The 14158-nt window shown below is 60.5% G+C and carries 14 protein-coding genes; 3 read left to right on the forward strand and 11 right to left on the reverse strand.

Annotation, left to right across the window (positions count from 1 at the left end):
* Nucleotides 1–8 precede the first annotated feature (8 nt).
* Nucleotides 9–782, forward strand: coding sequence for a response regulator transcription factor (locus K5K95_RS12065; protein WP_222589619.1), 774 nt, complete (start codon nucleotides 9–11; stop codon nucleotides 780–782).
* 321 nt (nucleotides 783–1103) lie between these two features.
* Here K5K95_RS12065 and K5K95_RS12070 read toward each other — a convergent pair whose 3' ends face one another.
* The 9 genes from K5K95_RS12070 to cpaB all read right to left on the reverse strand — a co-directional run bounded on the left by K5K95_RS12070 (nucleotide 1104) and on the right by cpaB (nucleotide 10797).
* The gene (locus K5K95_RS12070) at nucleotides 1104–2207 is read right to left on the reverse strand and encodes an IS110 family transposase (RefSeq protein ID WP_222585923.1); all 1104 of its coding nucleotides are present in this window, start codon (nucleotides 2205–2207) and stop codon (nucleotides 1104–1106) included.
* A 1099-nt stretch (nucleotides 2208–3306) separates the two neighbouring features.
* Nucleotides 3307–3576 (reverse strand): DUF3613 domain-containing protein, encoded by a 270-nt coding sequence (locus K5K95_RS12075; protein WP_222589620.1) that lies wholly within the window; start codon nucleotides 3574–3576, stop codon nucleotides 3307–3309.
* A gap of 13 nt (nucleotides 3577–3589) precedes the next feature.
* Nucleotides 3590–4303 (reverse strand): tetratricopeptide repeat protein, encoded by a 714-nt coding sequence (locus K5K95_RS12080; protein WP_222590329.1) that lies wholly within the window; start codon nucleotides 4301–4303, stop codon nucleotides 3590–3592.
* Nucleotides 4304–4313: 10 nt separating this feature from the next.
* A complete protein-coding gene (locus tag K5K95_RS12085; RefSeq protein ID WP_222589621.1) occupies nucleotides 4314–5204 on the reverse strand; it encodes a type II secretion system F family protein in 891 nt (296 codons plus the stop codon).
* Nucleotides 5201–6085 carry a type II secretion system F family protein gene (locus tag K5K95_RS12090; protein WP_222589622.1) on the reverse strand — a complete coding sequence of 295 codons (885 nt, stop codon included), beginning with the start codon at nucleotides 6083–6085 and terminating at the stop codon, nucleotides 5201–5203. The genes K5K95_RS12085 and K5K95_RS12090 overlap by 4 nt, the downstream gene beginning before the upstream one ends.
* A 10-nt stretch (nucleotides 6086–6095) precedes the next feature.
* Nucleotides 6096–7376 (reverse strand): CpaF family protein, encoded by a 1281-nt coding sequence (locus K5K95_RS12095; protein WP_222589623.1) that lies wholly within the window; start codon nucleotides 7374–7376, stop codon nucleotides 6096–6098.
* Entirely contained in the window at nucleotides 7373–8563 is a 1191-nt protein-coding gene (locus tag K5K95_RS12100) for a CpaE family protein (RefSeq protein ID WP_222589624.1), read from the reverse strand. Before K5K95_RS12100 ends, K5K95_RS12095 begins: the two co-directional genes overlap by 4 nt.
* Entirely contained in the window at nucleotides 8560–9828 is a 1269-nt protein-coding gene (locus K5K95_RS12105) for a type II and III secretion system protein family protein (protein WP_222589625.1), read from the reverse strand. Before K5K95_RS12105 ends, K5K95_RS12100 begins: the two co-directional genes overlap by 4 nt.
* A gap of 21 nt (nucleotides 9829–9849) precedes the next feature.
* On the reverse strand, nucleotides 9850–10797 hold the full coding sequence (gene cpaB / locus K5K95_RS12110; protein ID WP_222589626.1) for a Flp pilus assembly protein CpaB: 948 nt from the start codon (nucleotides 10795–10797) through the stop codon (nucleotides 9850–9852).
* Nucleotides 10798–11123: 326 nt separating this feature from the next.
* On the opposite strand from cpaB, the gene K5K95_RS12115 reads away from it, so the two are divergent.
* Nucleotides 11124–11336 carry a Flp family type IVb pilin gene (locus K5K95_RS12115; RefSeq protein WP_090175965.1) on the forward strand — a complete coding sequence of 71 codons (213 nt, stop codon included), beginning with the start codon at nucleotides 11124–11126 and terminating at the stop codon, nucleotides 11334–11336.
* A 68-nt stretch (nucleotides 11337–11404) separates the two neighbouring features.
* Complete coding sequence (locus K5K95_RS12120) at nucleotides 11405–11818, forward strand: response regulator (protein WP_222589627.1); 414 nt, start codon at nucleotides 11405–11407, stop codon at nucleotides 11816–11818.
* 91 nt (nucleotides 11819–11909) lie between these two features.
* Here K5K95_RS12120 and K5K95_RS12125 read toward each other — a convergent pair whose 3' ends face one another.
* Nucleotides 11910–12764, reverse strand: a complete 855-nt coding sequence (locus tag K5K95_RS12125; RefSeq protein WP_222589628.1) for a MaoC family dehydratase — start codon at nucleotides 12762–12764, stop codon at nucleotides 11910–11912.
* A gap of 2 nt (nucleotides 12765–12766) precedes the next feature.
* Entirely contained in the window at nucleotides 12767–14119 is a 1353-nt protein-coding gene (locus K5K95_RS12130; protein ID WP_222589629.1) for a 3-oxoacyl-ACP reductase, read from the reverse strand.
* Between the last annotated feature and the right edge of the window lie 39 nt (nucleotides 14120–14158).

The following is a 14158-nucleotide window of genomic DNA, read 5'->3' on the forward strand; positions in this document are numbered from 1 at the left end:
AGTTGCTCGTGAACAAGTTTACATCGGCTGTAAAAATCCTCGTGGTGGACGATCAACCTCTGGTTGTTGAAGAGCTCTGTGAGTTTCTTCAAGGGAGTGGTTATCGCTGTGTTCCTTGCGAGTCCGGCAGACAAGCCATCGAGCGGTTTCAGGATGATCTGGAGATTGGTCTGGTGCTCTGTGATTTGCATATGCCTGACAAGAACGGGATTGAGTTGGTTCAGGCGTTGCAGGTGTTGGCTGGTAAGCATCGTGCGTTCGAAGCGATCATGCTTACGGGGCGTGCGGATAAGCAGGATGTGATCAAGGCTTTGCGCGCCGGGTTTGCTGATTATTACCAGAAGCCGATTGATCTGGATGAGTTGCTCGAAGGTGTTCAGCGTCAGGAGGTGGTGTTGCAGGAGCGGCAGAAGAGTGTGCAGCTGGGGCATTTGGATCAGAAGCTGCAGTATCTGTCGGAGTCGATCGATGATCTGTATCAGGATCTGGATAGGGTTCGCCAGGGTCCGCAGTCGTCGGATTTTTCTGATGGCGATGGTGTGGATCGGGTGCGGCTTCCTGCGGTTTTTCATCAGTTGTCGCCACGGCAATTGGAGGTGGCGCAGTTGGTGGGGAAGGGGCAGACCAATTATCAGATTGCCTGTGAGTTGGGGATTACCGAGAACACGGTGAAGTTGTATGTGTCGCAGGTTTTGCGGTTGACGCATATGCATAATCGGACGCAGTTGGCGTTGGCGCTTTCGCCTGGTGGTTCTGGGGTTCTTCGGCGTATTGCTCACTGAGGTTTTTTGGTTTTTGGTGGGGGGTATATCCGTTGTTGCGGTAACGGCGGCTGGCGGTTTCGCCCTTATGTATGGACTCGCCCACACTGACTACCTGCTTTTCAAACACTGCTACCCGGTTGCATTTATGTATAAGGCCTGTCCAAGGAAGCTGTCTTGAGCTTCTGGCCAACATTGGTTGAGCTCGCGGTATGCCGATTACGTGCAGGCCTCGAAGGCCGGTAAGGGCGCAGGCATCGATCCGCGACGGTCTGACCTGGGTTCAATGTTTTCTAGCAGGGGCTGGAGCGCCGTGACGCCCCGGTGGCAGAACGCTTTTGATCAATGACTTGGCGCAGCTGGCCGGCCATCGGCCGGTTGGCTGCGGTAAGTCTGGTCATTTTGTAGCAGCACCCAAACGATTCGAAAGTTGCGATTCGCCAAGCGTATCGCCGCTTCCTTGCGGCCCAGTCGCTCCTGCCAACGTTGCAACCGACGATCGTCGGGCTGCTCTGAATCCGGGCGTAAATGCCTCAATACCGCGTGAGCGCCTTGCACCATCAGGCTGCGCACATAGCTGTCGCCTCGTTTGCTCATCCTGCCCAGGCGGACCCTCTGCCCACTGCTGTTCTGCTCAGGCACCATGCCAAAGTAGGCGGCGAACTGACGTGCATTGGCAAAGCGTTCCGGGTCGGTTTGCTTGGCCAAAAGCGCGGTGGCGATGATCGGGCCGATACCGCGTACGCTCATCAGTCGCCGGGCTGTTTTATCCTCGTTCGCGGCATTCTCCAGGCGACCGCTCAGCACGTTGATCCGCTCGCCCAGCTGACGCCATTCGCCCAGCAGCTCGTCGACCAGCTCGCGCAACATGTCGGGCAAGGGTTGTGTCGCGTCTTCCAGCACCCTAGGCAGGGTCTGATTGATGGCGGCATCACCTTGGGCCAGGGTGATGCCGTGCTCCATTAGCAAGCCCCGCATCTGGTTGCTCATGGCTGTACGCCGACGGACATAACCTTGCCGGGCACGGTGCAAGGCCTGCATGGCCAGTGCGGTGGCGCTTTTGATGGGGACTGCCGCAATTTTGCTGTCGCGCCCGGCGCGCAATATGGCTTGGGCATCATTACGATCATTTTTGGCGCCGCTGCGGTGCTTGGCCACAAGCTGTGCTGGAAGAATCCGCGCCAGACTGCCCTGAGCCTGTAGCTGGCGCGCCCATGCTTGAGCGCCTGGTCCTGTTTCCATCAGCACCACTATGGTTGGCGGGAGTTGGCGCAGAAAGGTATGAAAGGCTTCACGCGACTTGATTCGTTCTTCGTAAAGCACCTGGCCAAGGGCATTTTCCCCCGCGATCTGGAATACCTGTTTGGCAAGATCGACCGCCACCGTGGTGCAGGTCGATAGATCGGTGGAAGACAGGGACTGTTTAACCGTCGTATGCTTTTTCATGGATTCGCCCTCGCTGTCGGTGGCTTCTTAGACTGCCCCCGTGGCGCATTGACGCCTCGGCGCGGGCGAGTCCATCCAATTACGGCGAGTCCCTTTTTCAAACGCCAAAAAGGAACCAAAAGGCTTTGCCCCGACGTTCGGCCCCTCGCTAGGGCTCGGTGTTCCTTCGTTCCGGCATTCATCTGGGGGCATCGCCTCCGGTCGGCTTCGCTTCGACCTCCTCTCGATGTGTGCGGCTTCGCCGCACGGCGCTACGCGCCTACCCCCCAGATGAACGCCTCCACTCAGCCTGCCGACGGGGCAGGTGGATCAAAAACCAGATCAAGAGCTGCAGGCGAGCTAACGCTCGGCCTGTTGAGTGGTGAGGAGCGGGCGGTATGCCCCCGATTTACTGTGGGAGCTGGCTTGTCGGGTCGCCGCATCGCAGCGATGGCGGCCTGACAGCCGACCAATCTCTTGCAGGTGTACATCGAACCCTGTGGGAGCGGGCTTGCCCGCGATGGCGGCCAGATAGCCGAACAATCTCTTCCTGCTGCCAAATGATCGTTCCCTACGCTCCGCGTGGGAATGCAGCCAGGGACGCTCCGCGTTCCATTTTTGTGCTGAGCGATGTGTAAGAAACACAGCGCTTTCCCACGCATTTTTCAGGTTGCCGGGTAGGAAGCTGTGTCTCTAACCTCTGGCTGTCGCCAGTGTCTGTACACGCATAATTGCCACCAGCCTGTTCGCTGCCGGTCAATGCGTTATGGCGGCTGTGTGCGGGCGGACTTCGGTCTGGCCGGGTGTCCATACCGGTCTTCTCACCTCGCACATAGCTGCCACCTCTTCGCCGTGTGAGAAGCGGCAAGTGGAGACAGCCGACCACTTTCTTACAAGTTGTAAACTCATCCCGTGTAGGAGCGGGCTGCTCCGGGCGGCGTTCCGATGATGGCGACCTGCCGGCCAACCAATCCCAAGCAGATGCACACAATTCAACTGTGGGAGCTGGCCTGCCAGCGATGGCGGTCTGTCATTCACCATCAACGCTGGACGACAGACCTCCATCGTCGGAACGCCGCCCAGAGCAGGCTCGCTCCCCGCAGCGAATCACCTCCGAAGCTTATCCCCCAGACCCGCTGGACACTGTCCCTCCTTCATTCTGGTCAAAAAATTTCGGAATCTCATGCTCATAGCTTTTTAGCCACCGCTGCATGCTCAGTTCGCGCTCGGTCGCGGTTGAGGTTTGTGGTTTTTGCGAGGCGGCCTTGTTGCTGCTTTGCAGTTGCAGCCAGCCTTCGGTTTCCTGTTGTTGCGCCGAGGAGGGGCCTTCGAGGGCGTGGGTGGTGAGGGGCAAGGCCAACAGGGCGAGGTAAACGAAGGTCGGTTTCATCGCGATGTTCTCTCTATTGAATGGGCGCAACCGTCACGGCGGCGACTTGGTTCGTGGCGATCGGGCCTGTCTTGTCCGGGGCCTTGAGTTTTTGCGCGCGCTCTTGGGCTTCGGTGACTTGGGCGGGGCTCAGGCCGACGCGACTGACCAGTTCGGCGGCGCGGCTCCAGTCGTCCTGATAGATCAACAGCGTCACCAGATTCAACGCCGCCAGTTGATCGCTCTGTTTGAGTTCCATGGCAGTCAGGAACTCGAAGCGTGCATCCTCGATGCGCCGTTGATTGAGGTAGACCACGCCGAGGTCGTTGCGGATTTTTTCATCAGTGGGCGCCAACTGGGCGGCGCGTTGCAAGTGGGTTTGGGCCTGACCGTTATCGCCCCTGGCAGCGGCGAGTTGGCCCAGGCCCTGTTCGGCTTCGGCGGCCAGGCAGGTGCCGACCAGGCTGCGGTACAGCGGCTCGGCTTCACTGCGGCCCAGCAGGCGGTAAACCTTGGCCTTGCGCAGGCGTACGTCGGCCAGGTTGTCGGGCAGACGTTGCAAGTTGGCAAGGCTGGCGTGCAGTTTTCCGTCCTTGGCCATGTCGTCGGCGAGGTTCATCGACAGTTGTTCATCAGCGCCCAATTTGCCGCAACTGGCGGTGTTGGTCAGTGCGCTCCAGGGCGCCTGACTGTTCGTTGCGCAGCCGCCCAGTAGCAGCAGACTCAAACCGGCAATCATTGCTTTCATCATCATCCCTCTATGAACCAATGGCCCGCGCCAGGGCGGTGAACCCGGGGCCGGCCAGCACGATCAACAACGCCGGGAAGAGAAACAGCATCATCACGACGGACATTTTGGCGGACATCTTGGAGATGTATTCCTGCAAGCGGGTCAGGCGCCGGTCATCGAACAATTGCTTGAGCGCCAGCAGGGATTTCATCGCCCCACCGCCCTGATGAAGCAACTGCTGCAGGATCACGCAGGTGTCGGTGAATTCATCGACCGCCAGCAGGTGGCTGGCCCTGTTCAGCGCTTCGCCCAGTTCCAGGCCGGAGTCGACACGGGCCAGCACCAGGCGCAGTTCCTGAGTCAGTGTGGGCAGAAGGTATTTGCCTTCATGGCTCATGACGCGCAGCGACTGTTCCACCGCCATGCCCGACTCGAACAGGATGCGCAGCAGTGGAATGAAGGTGGAGATCTCGGTGGCCAGTTGTCTTTGTCGGCGTTGTGCCGCTGCGGCGAGCAAGCGTTTGGGCAGTAAGTAGCCGATGGCGGTGGCAAACAGCGGGGCGATCCAGTGGTTCTCAACGTTGAGGTAGAAAACGCTCTGGATCAGCAAGCTGATGGACAGCGCCAGCACCGGGACGCCGACCTGGCACGCGGCAAACAGCGAGCGCCGTCGGGCGCTGCGCCAGCCCAGACGGTTGAGCAAGGTCTGGGTCTCGTTGTCCAGATTGACCACACGCTGACCGAGAGAGCTGTTGCCAAGCGCCTGCAACCAGAGGCCCACGCGGTTTTTTTCGGCTCGTTTGCCGTCCAGTCGCTGGGCCACTTGGCGCGTGCGCCGGCGTTGATCCAGCAGGGCGCTGAGGAGCAAAAGAGTTGCCCCCAGAAACAGCAGCGCACTGATCAGCAGGGCGATTTTCATACGCTACGCAACATGCGCCAGAGCAGCAGGCTGCCCACCGCCTGCAAACCGAACGCGGTGGCGAGCATGATTTGCCCCGAGCTGTCGTGCCACATGGCGAGCAAGTAGGTGGGGTTGGCAGCCAGAAAATAGCCGGCCAGGCCCACTGGCAAGCTACCCAACACCCAGGCGGTCACCCGAGTTTCGCCGGTCATGGCACTCAGTTGTCGCGCGATCTGCTCGCGCTCGCGGATCATTTTGATCAGGTTTTCCAGCAGTTCGCTGGCGCTGCCGCCATAGCGGTGATTGACCTTCAGCCCCAAGGCAAACAGGCGCAGTTCGTCTTTCTCATACAGTTCGGCAAAGTCGGTGGCCGCATCCGGCAGGCTGACGCCCAACTGCACGTTGCGCTGCACGCGGCCCATGGCATTTTTCAAAGGGTCCTGGGCGGCATCGATGGCGCCCAGCACGGCATCGGCGAGGGTGCGTCCGGACTTCAGGCTGCGCACGGTGTGATCGAGCATTGGTGGCAGTTGCTCGATCATGCGTTTGAGGCGACGTTGATAGCGCCAGCTGATGTACAGCCGCAGAACCAGAGGCGGCACCAGCAGTGACACCCCGCCGCCGATCCAGCCGGCGCTGGCGAAACCGATCAGGATGACCAGGGCCCAAAGCAGCATCCACACGCCCAGGCGTTCGGTGGGGCGTCCGAGACCGGCGCGCAGAAAGGCCCTTTCCAGGCCTGCCCAAGAGGACTTTTCGACAGTCAGTTCCGGCTGCCCCTGAGTCAGGCGTTGCAGAACGCGTTCAGTCCCGGTCTGTCGCAGTCCACTGAGCAACAAACGGATCGACAGGCCAAACATCACCAGGCAAACGAGGATAAGCAGCACCGGTTTGAGCATGCCGTGGCCCTTAATAAGGTGAGAGGGGGAGTGCTGACTCGCGGCGCAATTTGTCGCCGGCGGGGTTGACCGCCTCACGCAGAAAACCGAAGCCGGTGCGCCGGTCCAGCCTGAACAGCGTGTTGGTCACGTAGACGTCATCGCGCACGCCAATCACTTCAACCACTTCGGCGACGCAACGCCGGCCATCAGGCATGCGCGTCAACTGGATCACCACGTCCAGCGCCGCGCAGATCATTTGCCGCAGAGTCTTTTCGGCAATCGTGCGGCCGGTCAGGCCGACCAGGGTTTCCAGCCTCAACAGTGCATCCTGGGCATTGTTGGCGTGTACGGTGCTCATCGAACCGTCGTGACCGGTGTTCATCGCCGTGAGCACGTCGACCACTTCGACACCGCGGATTTCACCCAGGATGATTCTGTCCGGGCGCATCCGCAGGGCATTGCGGATCAAGTCGCTGGACTTCACTTCGCCGTGGCCTTCGGCATTCGGCGGGCGGGTTTCCAGGCGCACGACGTGCGGGTGGCCCAGCTGCAATTCGGCGACGTCTTCGATGGTCACCAGTCGTTCGTGCGGGTTGATCAATTGGCTGAGAATATTCAGCAGAGTGGTTTTGCCGGTGCCGGTGCCGCCACTGATCAGAATGTTGCAGCGCTTGCCCACGGCTTCCTGGATGAAATCGAAGATCGCCTGATCGATGGTTTGCATCGCCATCAGGTCGGTGCTTTTAAGCATGTCCTTGCGAAATTTTCGGATCGACAGACACGGGCCGTCGAGGGCGATGGGCGGAATGATCGCATTGACCCGGCTGCCATCAGGCAGGCGTGCATCGACCATCGGCGACGATTCATCAAGCCGCCGACCCAACGGAGCGAGGATTCTTTGCATGACCCGTTCGACGTGGTGTGCGTCGATGAAACGCAAGTCGCTCTGATACAAAACACCTTCGCGTTCGATGAACACCCGGTGCGGACCGTTGACCAGAATCTCGGTCACAGCCGGGTCGCGCAGCAGCACTTCCAGCGGGCCGAAACCGGTGAGTTCATCGACCAGTTCTTCGGCCAGTCGCTCCATTTCATAGCGGGTGATCGCCAAGTGCAGGCGCGCAATGTACTCCGCCACTTTGTCGATGACGAACTGCGACAGCACTTGCCGCGAACCCTCCAGCAGGTTTTTTCCGGACTCTTCAATGGCGTCGATGATGTAGCGGTGCAGGACCTGTTTGAGGCCTTCGTGGTCGCTGTTACCGGTCGGCGTGCGTTGAGTGGCGCCGAACAATTGTTCACCGTTCATTGCGCGCCCCTAAGCCGGTTGAACCAGCCGGTCTTGGGTTTGGACAGGCTTTCGGAGCGTTTGGCCAAGCATTCGCCGAGGGTGCGCAAGCTTTGGGTCAGGCCTTCGCGCGGGGCCAGTTCGAACAGGCTCACGCCCTGGTTTTTTGCGTTGAGGCGCACTTCCGGGCTACAGGCGAGGATCGCGATGACCTCCATGCCAAAGCTTTTGCCGAGGGTGTCGGCGTCCGGTGCGACGTTGCGCAAGTAGCGGTCGATCAGCAGGCGGGCGTGGTCGAGCTTCATGCCCTTTTCGCGCCACAGGTTGAGCATCGCCAGGTTGCGGCGGCAGTCGAGCACGTTCTGATCGGTGTACCAGAGCAGCTTGTCGCAATGGCTGACAAAGGTGCGCAGCGCTTCGCAGTCGGGTTGCCCGGTGAGATTGACCACGATGTGTTGGAAGTGTTGGCGCAAGGCGCTGAGCAACATGTACAGCTCGGCAGCACTGGTGAGTTCCAGCGGTTCGTCGTGACTGGCGTAGGCAAGGATGCGCAGCCCGTCTCCGTCGCTGGTGAAGGCACTGTCGATCAGGGTCGAGTCCAGGCGTCGTACGTGCCTCAGCGCATCGCCGAAATGATACGAACTCTCCAGACCAAGCAGCGCCAGGCTGTCGCCACGGGGCAAGCCTAAGTCCAGCAGCAAGGTTTGCTGGCCACTCTTTTGCACCACGTGCGCCATGTGGTTGGCGAGCAGCGCACCGTCGGCATTGCTTTGCACGCCATACAGCACGGTCAGTCCACCCAGATGATTACTCGGTGCCACCGGCGGCAGGCGTTTGCCAAGGCGCCGTACCAACCCGGCGACTTCACTGGAACGCGAGCCATAGGCAACGAAGTCCCGCGCCCCGGCGCGCATGGCGTTGAGCACGAGCTGGTTGTCCATGCCGTCGCCCAGCGCAACGATTGCCAGCATCGGCTTGGCTTCCAGCGCGCCCTCGATCAAGGTGCTCTGCGCCACCACATGCTCGCGATCAAGGCCGACGAACACCAGGCTGGCGAACGTCACATCGACCAGCGCCAGCAACTCGTCGAGGCTGCCACCGCCGGCGCTGACGACCTGACCCAAGGGCGCGAGGGCGCCTTGCAGCCATTCAAGGTCGGTGTTGTTCCGCGTGATCGCGAGGAAGGTTTGACTCAGGTTCTGGCTCATTGCGATAACCCGCTGCGTTTATCGAAGTTGCCGTTTTCCAGGAAGTACATGCGGTAAAACCCGGGGTCGTAGTTGCGCAGTTGTTCTCCGGGCAGTGACGGCAATTGCGCGTTGGCGGCCAACGGTTGAACCAGGTGCGGGGTGACGATCATCAGCAGCTCGCGCTCTTCACGCTTGATCGAGGAGCTGCGAAAAAATGCGCCAATCACCGGGATGTCGCCCAGCCCCGGGAACTTGTCGACCTGCGAGGCGTTTTGCGTACTGATCAGGCCGCTGATGACGAAGCTCTCGCCATCGGCCAGGGAGATGCTGGTGTCGGTGCGGCGAATGGTGAATGCCGGGACCGTGGTGCCACCGATCGTCACGCCGTTGTTGTAGTCGAGTTCGCTGACTTCCGGCGCCACTTTCAAGGCAATGCGATCGGTGCTGACAACCGTCGGGGTGAGTGTCAGCCGGATACCGAATTCCTTGTACTCGATGGAGTAGCTGTTGCTGTTGGCGCTGGGGACCGGGATTGGAATTTCGCCACCGGCCAGGAAGCTCGCACTCTGCCCGCTGATCGCCACCAGGCTTGGCCGCGCCAGGGTGTAGGCGAAGCCGCTGCCTTCCATGGCGTTGATGATCGCGAGGAAATTGCCGCCCCCGGCGACGATGTTGAACATGTCATTGGCCAGCGGGATGCTGGGCACGGCAATGCGTGGATCGATGTTGCGCAATGGCAATACGCGCGGTGTCACGGCGGTGTTGGGCACGGTGCCGGGAGAGCCGAACAGGAAGTTCGAACTTTTCCCGAAGATCGACGTGCTGGCTTCTTTGAGTTTGGTCCGGCTGACCTCCACGAAGCGAATGTCGGTCTGTACTTGCGAGGGCAGCAAGGGATCTTCGGAGGGCATGGGCGACGTGCGGGTCAACGCCGCCGTTGCACGTCCCTGGACAAACACCATGCTCTGACGCGGAGCGCTGGCGCAGGCAGTCCAGACCATCAGGCTGGTGGCCCCGGGCGCCATGCCGGTGAGCAGGAAGGCCTGGTTGCCGTTGACACGCACGTCGGCGATTTTCGGATCACCGACCGCCAGCCGTGTGATCGCGACGGGTGATTGCAGTTCTTGTTGCAGCCCTTCACCGACCTCCAGCACGGCCGGTAATGAACCCAGCGCGGCACAATTGCCGGTGGCTGCGAAGGTCATGCTCAACGGCAGGCCGCTCATCAAGGAAACCCAAAGCAGGCCTTGGAAAACGGACATGGGCATGGAACGACTATGCATTGAGATGCATCCTTGCTCGACTCAGGGGGTTTGTTGGGTCACTTCATTACCGCGTATGACTTCCACCCGCGCTTGGCGTGGTGCAGCGCCGCCACCGAAGGTGAGTGGTTTGGGAGGACTGACGAGGGCCAGTTGATTGAATTGCACGAGGTCTCGATTGGTATTGGCGAGGTTGGCCGGTGAACTGTTTGCACCCGCCCAATACTGCGCCAGGCGTTTCTCTTCAGCGCTGCGCACGGCGAGGCGCAACACGCCGGCCTGGGCCGCGAGCATCAGGCGACTGAGCAACGGTTCGGGGACGGCGAGCAACACCGAGCGGGCACTGGCGCGCAATTGGTCCTGCTTGATTTGTTCTTCGCTGCTGCGCGAGGGATTGGCGGGGCGACCATCATTGGTCAGCCCCAGTTGTTCACCGACACCGAGCACGCGCAAGGCCGGGACCACCACCTGAGCCGACTGCTGGGGGTTGTTGGCGTCTGCGCGCAAAAACAGCAGCACGTCGACGTAGTCGCCCGGGCTTAGTTGGCCACCCGCATTGATCACCTCATCTACCGCTACGGCGAGTGCGCGCTCATCGGGGTGGATCATTCGCGCCAGCGCGCTGCCGGCTTCGAAGCTTTCAGCATTGAGCCAGGTGCCCGCCGCCAGTGCGCGCCACGGCGTGCGGCCAATCGCTTGATCGAGTCGGGTCAAACTGCCGACCGGGACCGTGCGCAGTTTTTCCAGGGTCACATCGGCGGCAGTGATCTGAACGAAGGGCGCCACGTCGTGCAGCAGGACCACAACCGGTTGGCGGGTGGGATCGTCTGCGGGCTCCGGCGCGGGCGTGGTTGGCGCGGCCGTGACAACGCCAGGTTGCACGATAGGCTCGGGAGAGGGTTGTCGGCTCAGTGTAAGTCCCCAGTAACCGGCGATCAGGGCACCGACCAAAAACAATCCGGCCAGGCCCATGGTGATTCGGCTGTTCATGACGGCTTCCCCTTCCCTGGTGCTTGATGACCCGTGCCGTGCGACGAGAAATTTTTTGCAGTCAGGCGGTAAAAAAATTGAACTATTTCGCTATTGGACGGTAGCGCAGGTAGAGCAAAACGCCATTAGTGCCCAAAAAATAACGAACAAAAGGAAAGGGTTGACGCGCCCGGTGCGGTTTTCCAATGTCCACGGCCTGCGCTTAATACTTAAGTATTAATGCGTTCTTACAGTTGTAGGTCCGGAGAATGGCGACAATGCTGATGCTGGCACAGGGGAATCATGTTGCGACGGTGCAACACCCGCTGCTCTCAGGAGAAATCGTTATGTCCTTCACGAACATTGTTCAGAAGATCAAGTCCGAAGCTGCCTTCTACTTCAATCTGGCGAAAGACACCGAAGGGGCTTCGGGTATCGAATACGCCATTATCGCGGGCATGGCCGCCGTGGCATTGGCGGCTTTCATGACGCCGATTTCGGGTGCGATTACGCTGATTTTTACCGGAATCAAAAATGTACTGGTGCCGGCGACGCCATGAACGTTACAGCTTGCCAGCGTGCCTGAGTGGTACTGACGTCAGCGCTTGGTCCATTGCAGGAGTTACCCATGAACGCGCACGCGCTGCCACGTCAACAGCTGCTGCTGGTCGATGACGAAGAGGATGCATTGCTGGAATTGGCGGAATTACTGGAGGGGGAGGGCTTCAATTGTTTCACCGCAACGTCGGTCAAGTTCGCCCTGCAGCATCTGACCCGCCATCCTGATATCGCCTTGGTGATCACTGATCTGCGCATGCCGGAGGAAAGCGGCATGTCGCTGATCAGGCGCTTGCGCGAACACACTTCACGTCAACATTTGCCGGTGATCGTCACGTCCGGGCATGCGGACATGGAGGATGTCAGCGACATGCTGCGCCTGCAGGTGCTTGACCTGTTTCGCAAGCCGATTTACCACGTGCGGTTACTGGAAACGCTGAATAATTTGTTTCCGCAGCCGGAGATGCAACGCCTCGTCCCTTGAGAGGGCGCCAAAAAACCAAAGGTGTTTAGACACAATTGACCATGGCATGAGGGCTGAAAACCGCTCCCACGCGAGCGTGGGAACGGCCGACTCACGCGATGGGCCGCCAATGCCCTGTCATGTGTTCAAGATCCCCTGCACCCACCAGCTGAAAATCGCCACTGGAGCCTGCCGCGCTGGACAGCAATGTCACTTCGCTGGGCAGCCTTACCGGTTTCTTGAACTGAACCTCGATCTCGACATTGGCGGTGGGCAGATGCTCGCTCAACGCGGCCAATGTCCGTGCCTTGTTCCATAGCCCATGGGCGATGGCTGTGGGGAAGCCGAACAGTTTGGCGCTGGCGGCACTCAGGTGAATCGGGTTGTAGTCTCCGGACACCTTGGCGTACTGGCGACCGATATCCGCCGGCGCTTTCCAGCGCGTCACTTCCATCATGTCCAGTGTCGAGGCCAGGACCTCTTCGACGGGTTCGCCCTCAAGTTTGACGCCCCGGCACAACATTCGGCTTTCAGCCTCCCACAGCGTTCCCAGCTGATCGTCAAGTGAGGTCACCAGATCGAACGTGGCGCCCTTGGCGTGCGGTTGCAGGTTCTGCACCTGCACACTGGCCCGCACACGATGCACGCCGCCCATGGGCCGTAAAACCCGGATGCGATTGCTCAGGTGGATGAGCCCGAGCAACGGGAACGGAAACTCCTTGGCCGTGAGCAATTGCATCTGCAGCGCAAACGCCAGGATGTGCGGGTAGGTCGGCGGTAGCAAACCGTTGTCGGCAAACCCGCAGACCTTGCGATACGCCGCCAAACGGTTGGGATCGACCTCGACCCAGCAGCGCAAACCGGAGTCGGGCAACGTGGTGCCGGTGATTTTGCGTCGCATCGCCGCGCGCACATACAGCGCAGGCAGGCTCGGTTCGCGGTTGAGCGTGTGCCAGTCAATGATCATGTCTACGCCCCCAGAACACTTTGTCCACAGACTCGCAACGCCTGCCCGGTGAACGCGCCGGTGCCAGGCTGCGCCAGCCAGGCCACCGCTTCGGCAACGTCCTGCGGCAGGCCGCCCTGGCCAAGCGAACTCATGCGTCGCCCGGCTTCGCGGATACCGAACGGCAGGTGTGCGGTCATTTGCGTTTCGATGAATCCGGGTGCCACGGCGTTGATGCTGATGCCGCGTTCACTCATCAGCGGTGCCCAGGCTTGAGCCAGACCGATAAGGCCAGCCTTGCTTGCCGCGTAATTGGTTTGCCCACGATTGCCGGCGATGCCGCTGATCGAGGCCAGCAAAATCACTCGACCGTTGTCATGCAAGGTGCCGCTGTCGAGCAACGCCTTGGTCAGCACTTGCGGTGCGTTGAGGTTGACCGCGAGCACCGCATCCCAGAATTCCGGGGTCATGTTGGCCAGGGTTTTATCGCGGGTGATGCCGGCGTTGTGGACCACCACGTCGATCCCGTCAGGCAGCTGTTCGATTAATTGCGCGGCAGCGTCTTCGGCACAAATGTCCAGGGTGATGCTGCGCCCGCCAAGGCGTGCGGCGAGCGCGTCCAGGTCGGCCTTGGCCGGTGGCACGTCAAGCAGGATCACCTCGGCGCCGTCACGGGCCAGGGTTTCGGCGATGGAGGCACCAATGCCACGCGCGGCACCGGTGACCAGCGCCTTGCGCCCGGCCAGTGGACGAGTCCAGTCCGTAACCTGCGTATCGCAGGCTTTCAATCGGATGACCTGCCCGGACACGAATGCGCTTTTGGGCGAGAGGAAAAACCTCAGCGGCCCTTCCAGTTGATCCTCGGCCCCTTCGCCGACATAGATCAGTTGCAAGGTGCCGCCACTGCGCAATTCCTTGGCCAGCGAACGGCTGAAGCCTTCCAGGGCACGCTGTGCACTGGCGGCGAACGGGTCGCTCAGCGTTTCTGGCGCGCGCCCCAGAATCACCAGGTGCGCACTGTTATCGAGGTTTTTCATTAGCGGTTGAAAGAATTCGCGCAGCCGTTTCAGCTGATCGGTGTGCAGCACATCACTGGCATCGAACACCACGGCCTTGATCTTCGGACCGTGGCCGGGAATCCACGCGGTGGCCAGTGAAGGCTCGGCACCGTAGGCATAGATCGCATCGGTCAGGCGATTGGCGAAGGTGTTGACGTTGTCCGCCAACGGGCCGCCGCCGATCAACAGCGCTCCTTCGACGGGCCGCAGCCGGCCTGCTTGCCAGCGTTCCAGGCGTACCGGAGACGGCAGTCCCAAGGCCCCGACCAGACGATGGCCGATGGACGAATTGGCGAAGTCTATATAACGGTCAGACATGGAACGCACTCCGGCAGCTGGGGTTCAAAGTGTGGACCA

The organism is Pseudomonas sp. DR48, from assembly GCF_019823085.1.
GTDB lineage: Bacteria > Pseudomonadota > Gammaproteobacteria > Pseudomonadales > Pseudomonadaceae > Aquipseudomonas.

Bases quoted from the DNA above. Each gene is read 5' to 3' on its own strand.
- K5K95_RS12070 (WP_222585923.1), bottom strand. From the start codon at position 2,207: ATGAAAAAGCATACGACGGTTAAACAGTCCCTGTCTTCCACCGATCTA.
- K5K95_RS12075 (WP_222589620.1), bottom strand. From the start codon at position 3,576: ATGAAACCGACCTTCGTTTACCTCGCCCTGTTGGCCTTGCCCCTCACC.
- K5K95_RS12080 (WP_222590329.1), bottom strand. From the start codon at position 4,303: ATGAAAGCAATGATTGCCGGTTTGAGTCTGCTGCTACTGGGCGGCTGC.
- K5K95_RS12085 (WP_222589621.1), bottom strand. From the start codon at position 5,204: ATGAAAATCGCCCTGCTGATCAGTGCGCTGCTGTTTCTGGGGGCAACT.
- K5K95_RS12090 (WP_222589622.1), bottom strand. From the start codon at position 6,085: ATGCTCAAACCGGTGCTGCTTATCCTCGTTTGCCTGGTGATGTTTGGC.
- K5K95_RS12095 (WP_222589623.1), bottom strand. From the start codon at position 7,376: ATGAACGGTGAACAATTGTTCGGCGCCACTCAACGCACGCCGACCGGT.
- K5K95_RS12100 (WP_222589624.1), bottom strand. From the start codon at position 8,563: ATGAGCCAGAACCTGAGTCAAACCTTCCTCGCGATCACGCGGAACAAC.
- K5K95_RS12105 (WP_222589625.1), bottom strand. From the start codon at position 9,828: ATGCATAGTCGTTCCATGCCCATGTCCGTTTTCCAAGGCCTGCTTTGG.
- cpaB (WP_222589626.1), bottom strand. From the start codon at position 10,797: ATGAACAGCCGAATCACCATGGGCCTGGCCGGATTGTTTTTGGTCGGT.
- K5K95_RS12115 (WP_090175965.1), top strand. From the start codon at position 11,124: ATGTCCTTCACGAACATTGTTCAGAAGATCAAGTCCGAAGCTGCCTTC.
- K5K95_RS12120 (WP_222589627.1), top strand. From the start codon at position 11,405: ATGAACGCGCACGCGCTGCCACGTCAACAGCTGCTGCTGGTCGATGAC.
- K5K95_RS12125 (WP_222589628.1), bottom strand. From the start codon at position 12,764: ATGATCATTGACTGGCACACGCTCAACCGCGAACCGAGCCTGCCTGCG.
- K5K95_RS12130 (WP_222589629.1), bottom strand. From the start codon at position 14,119: ATGTCTGACCGTTATATAGACTTCGCCAATTCGTCCATCGGCCATCGT.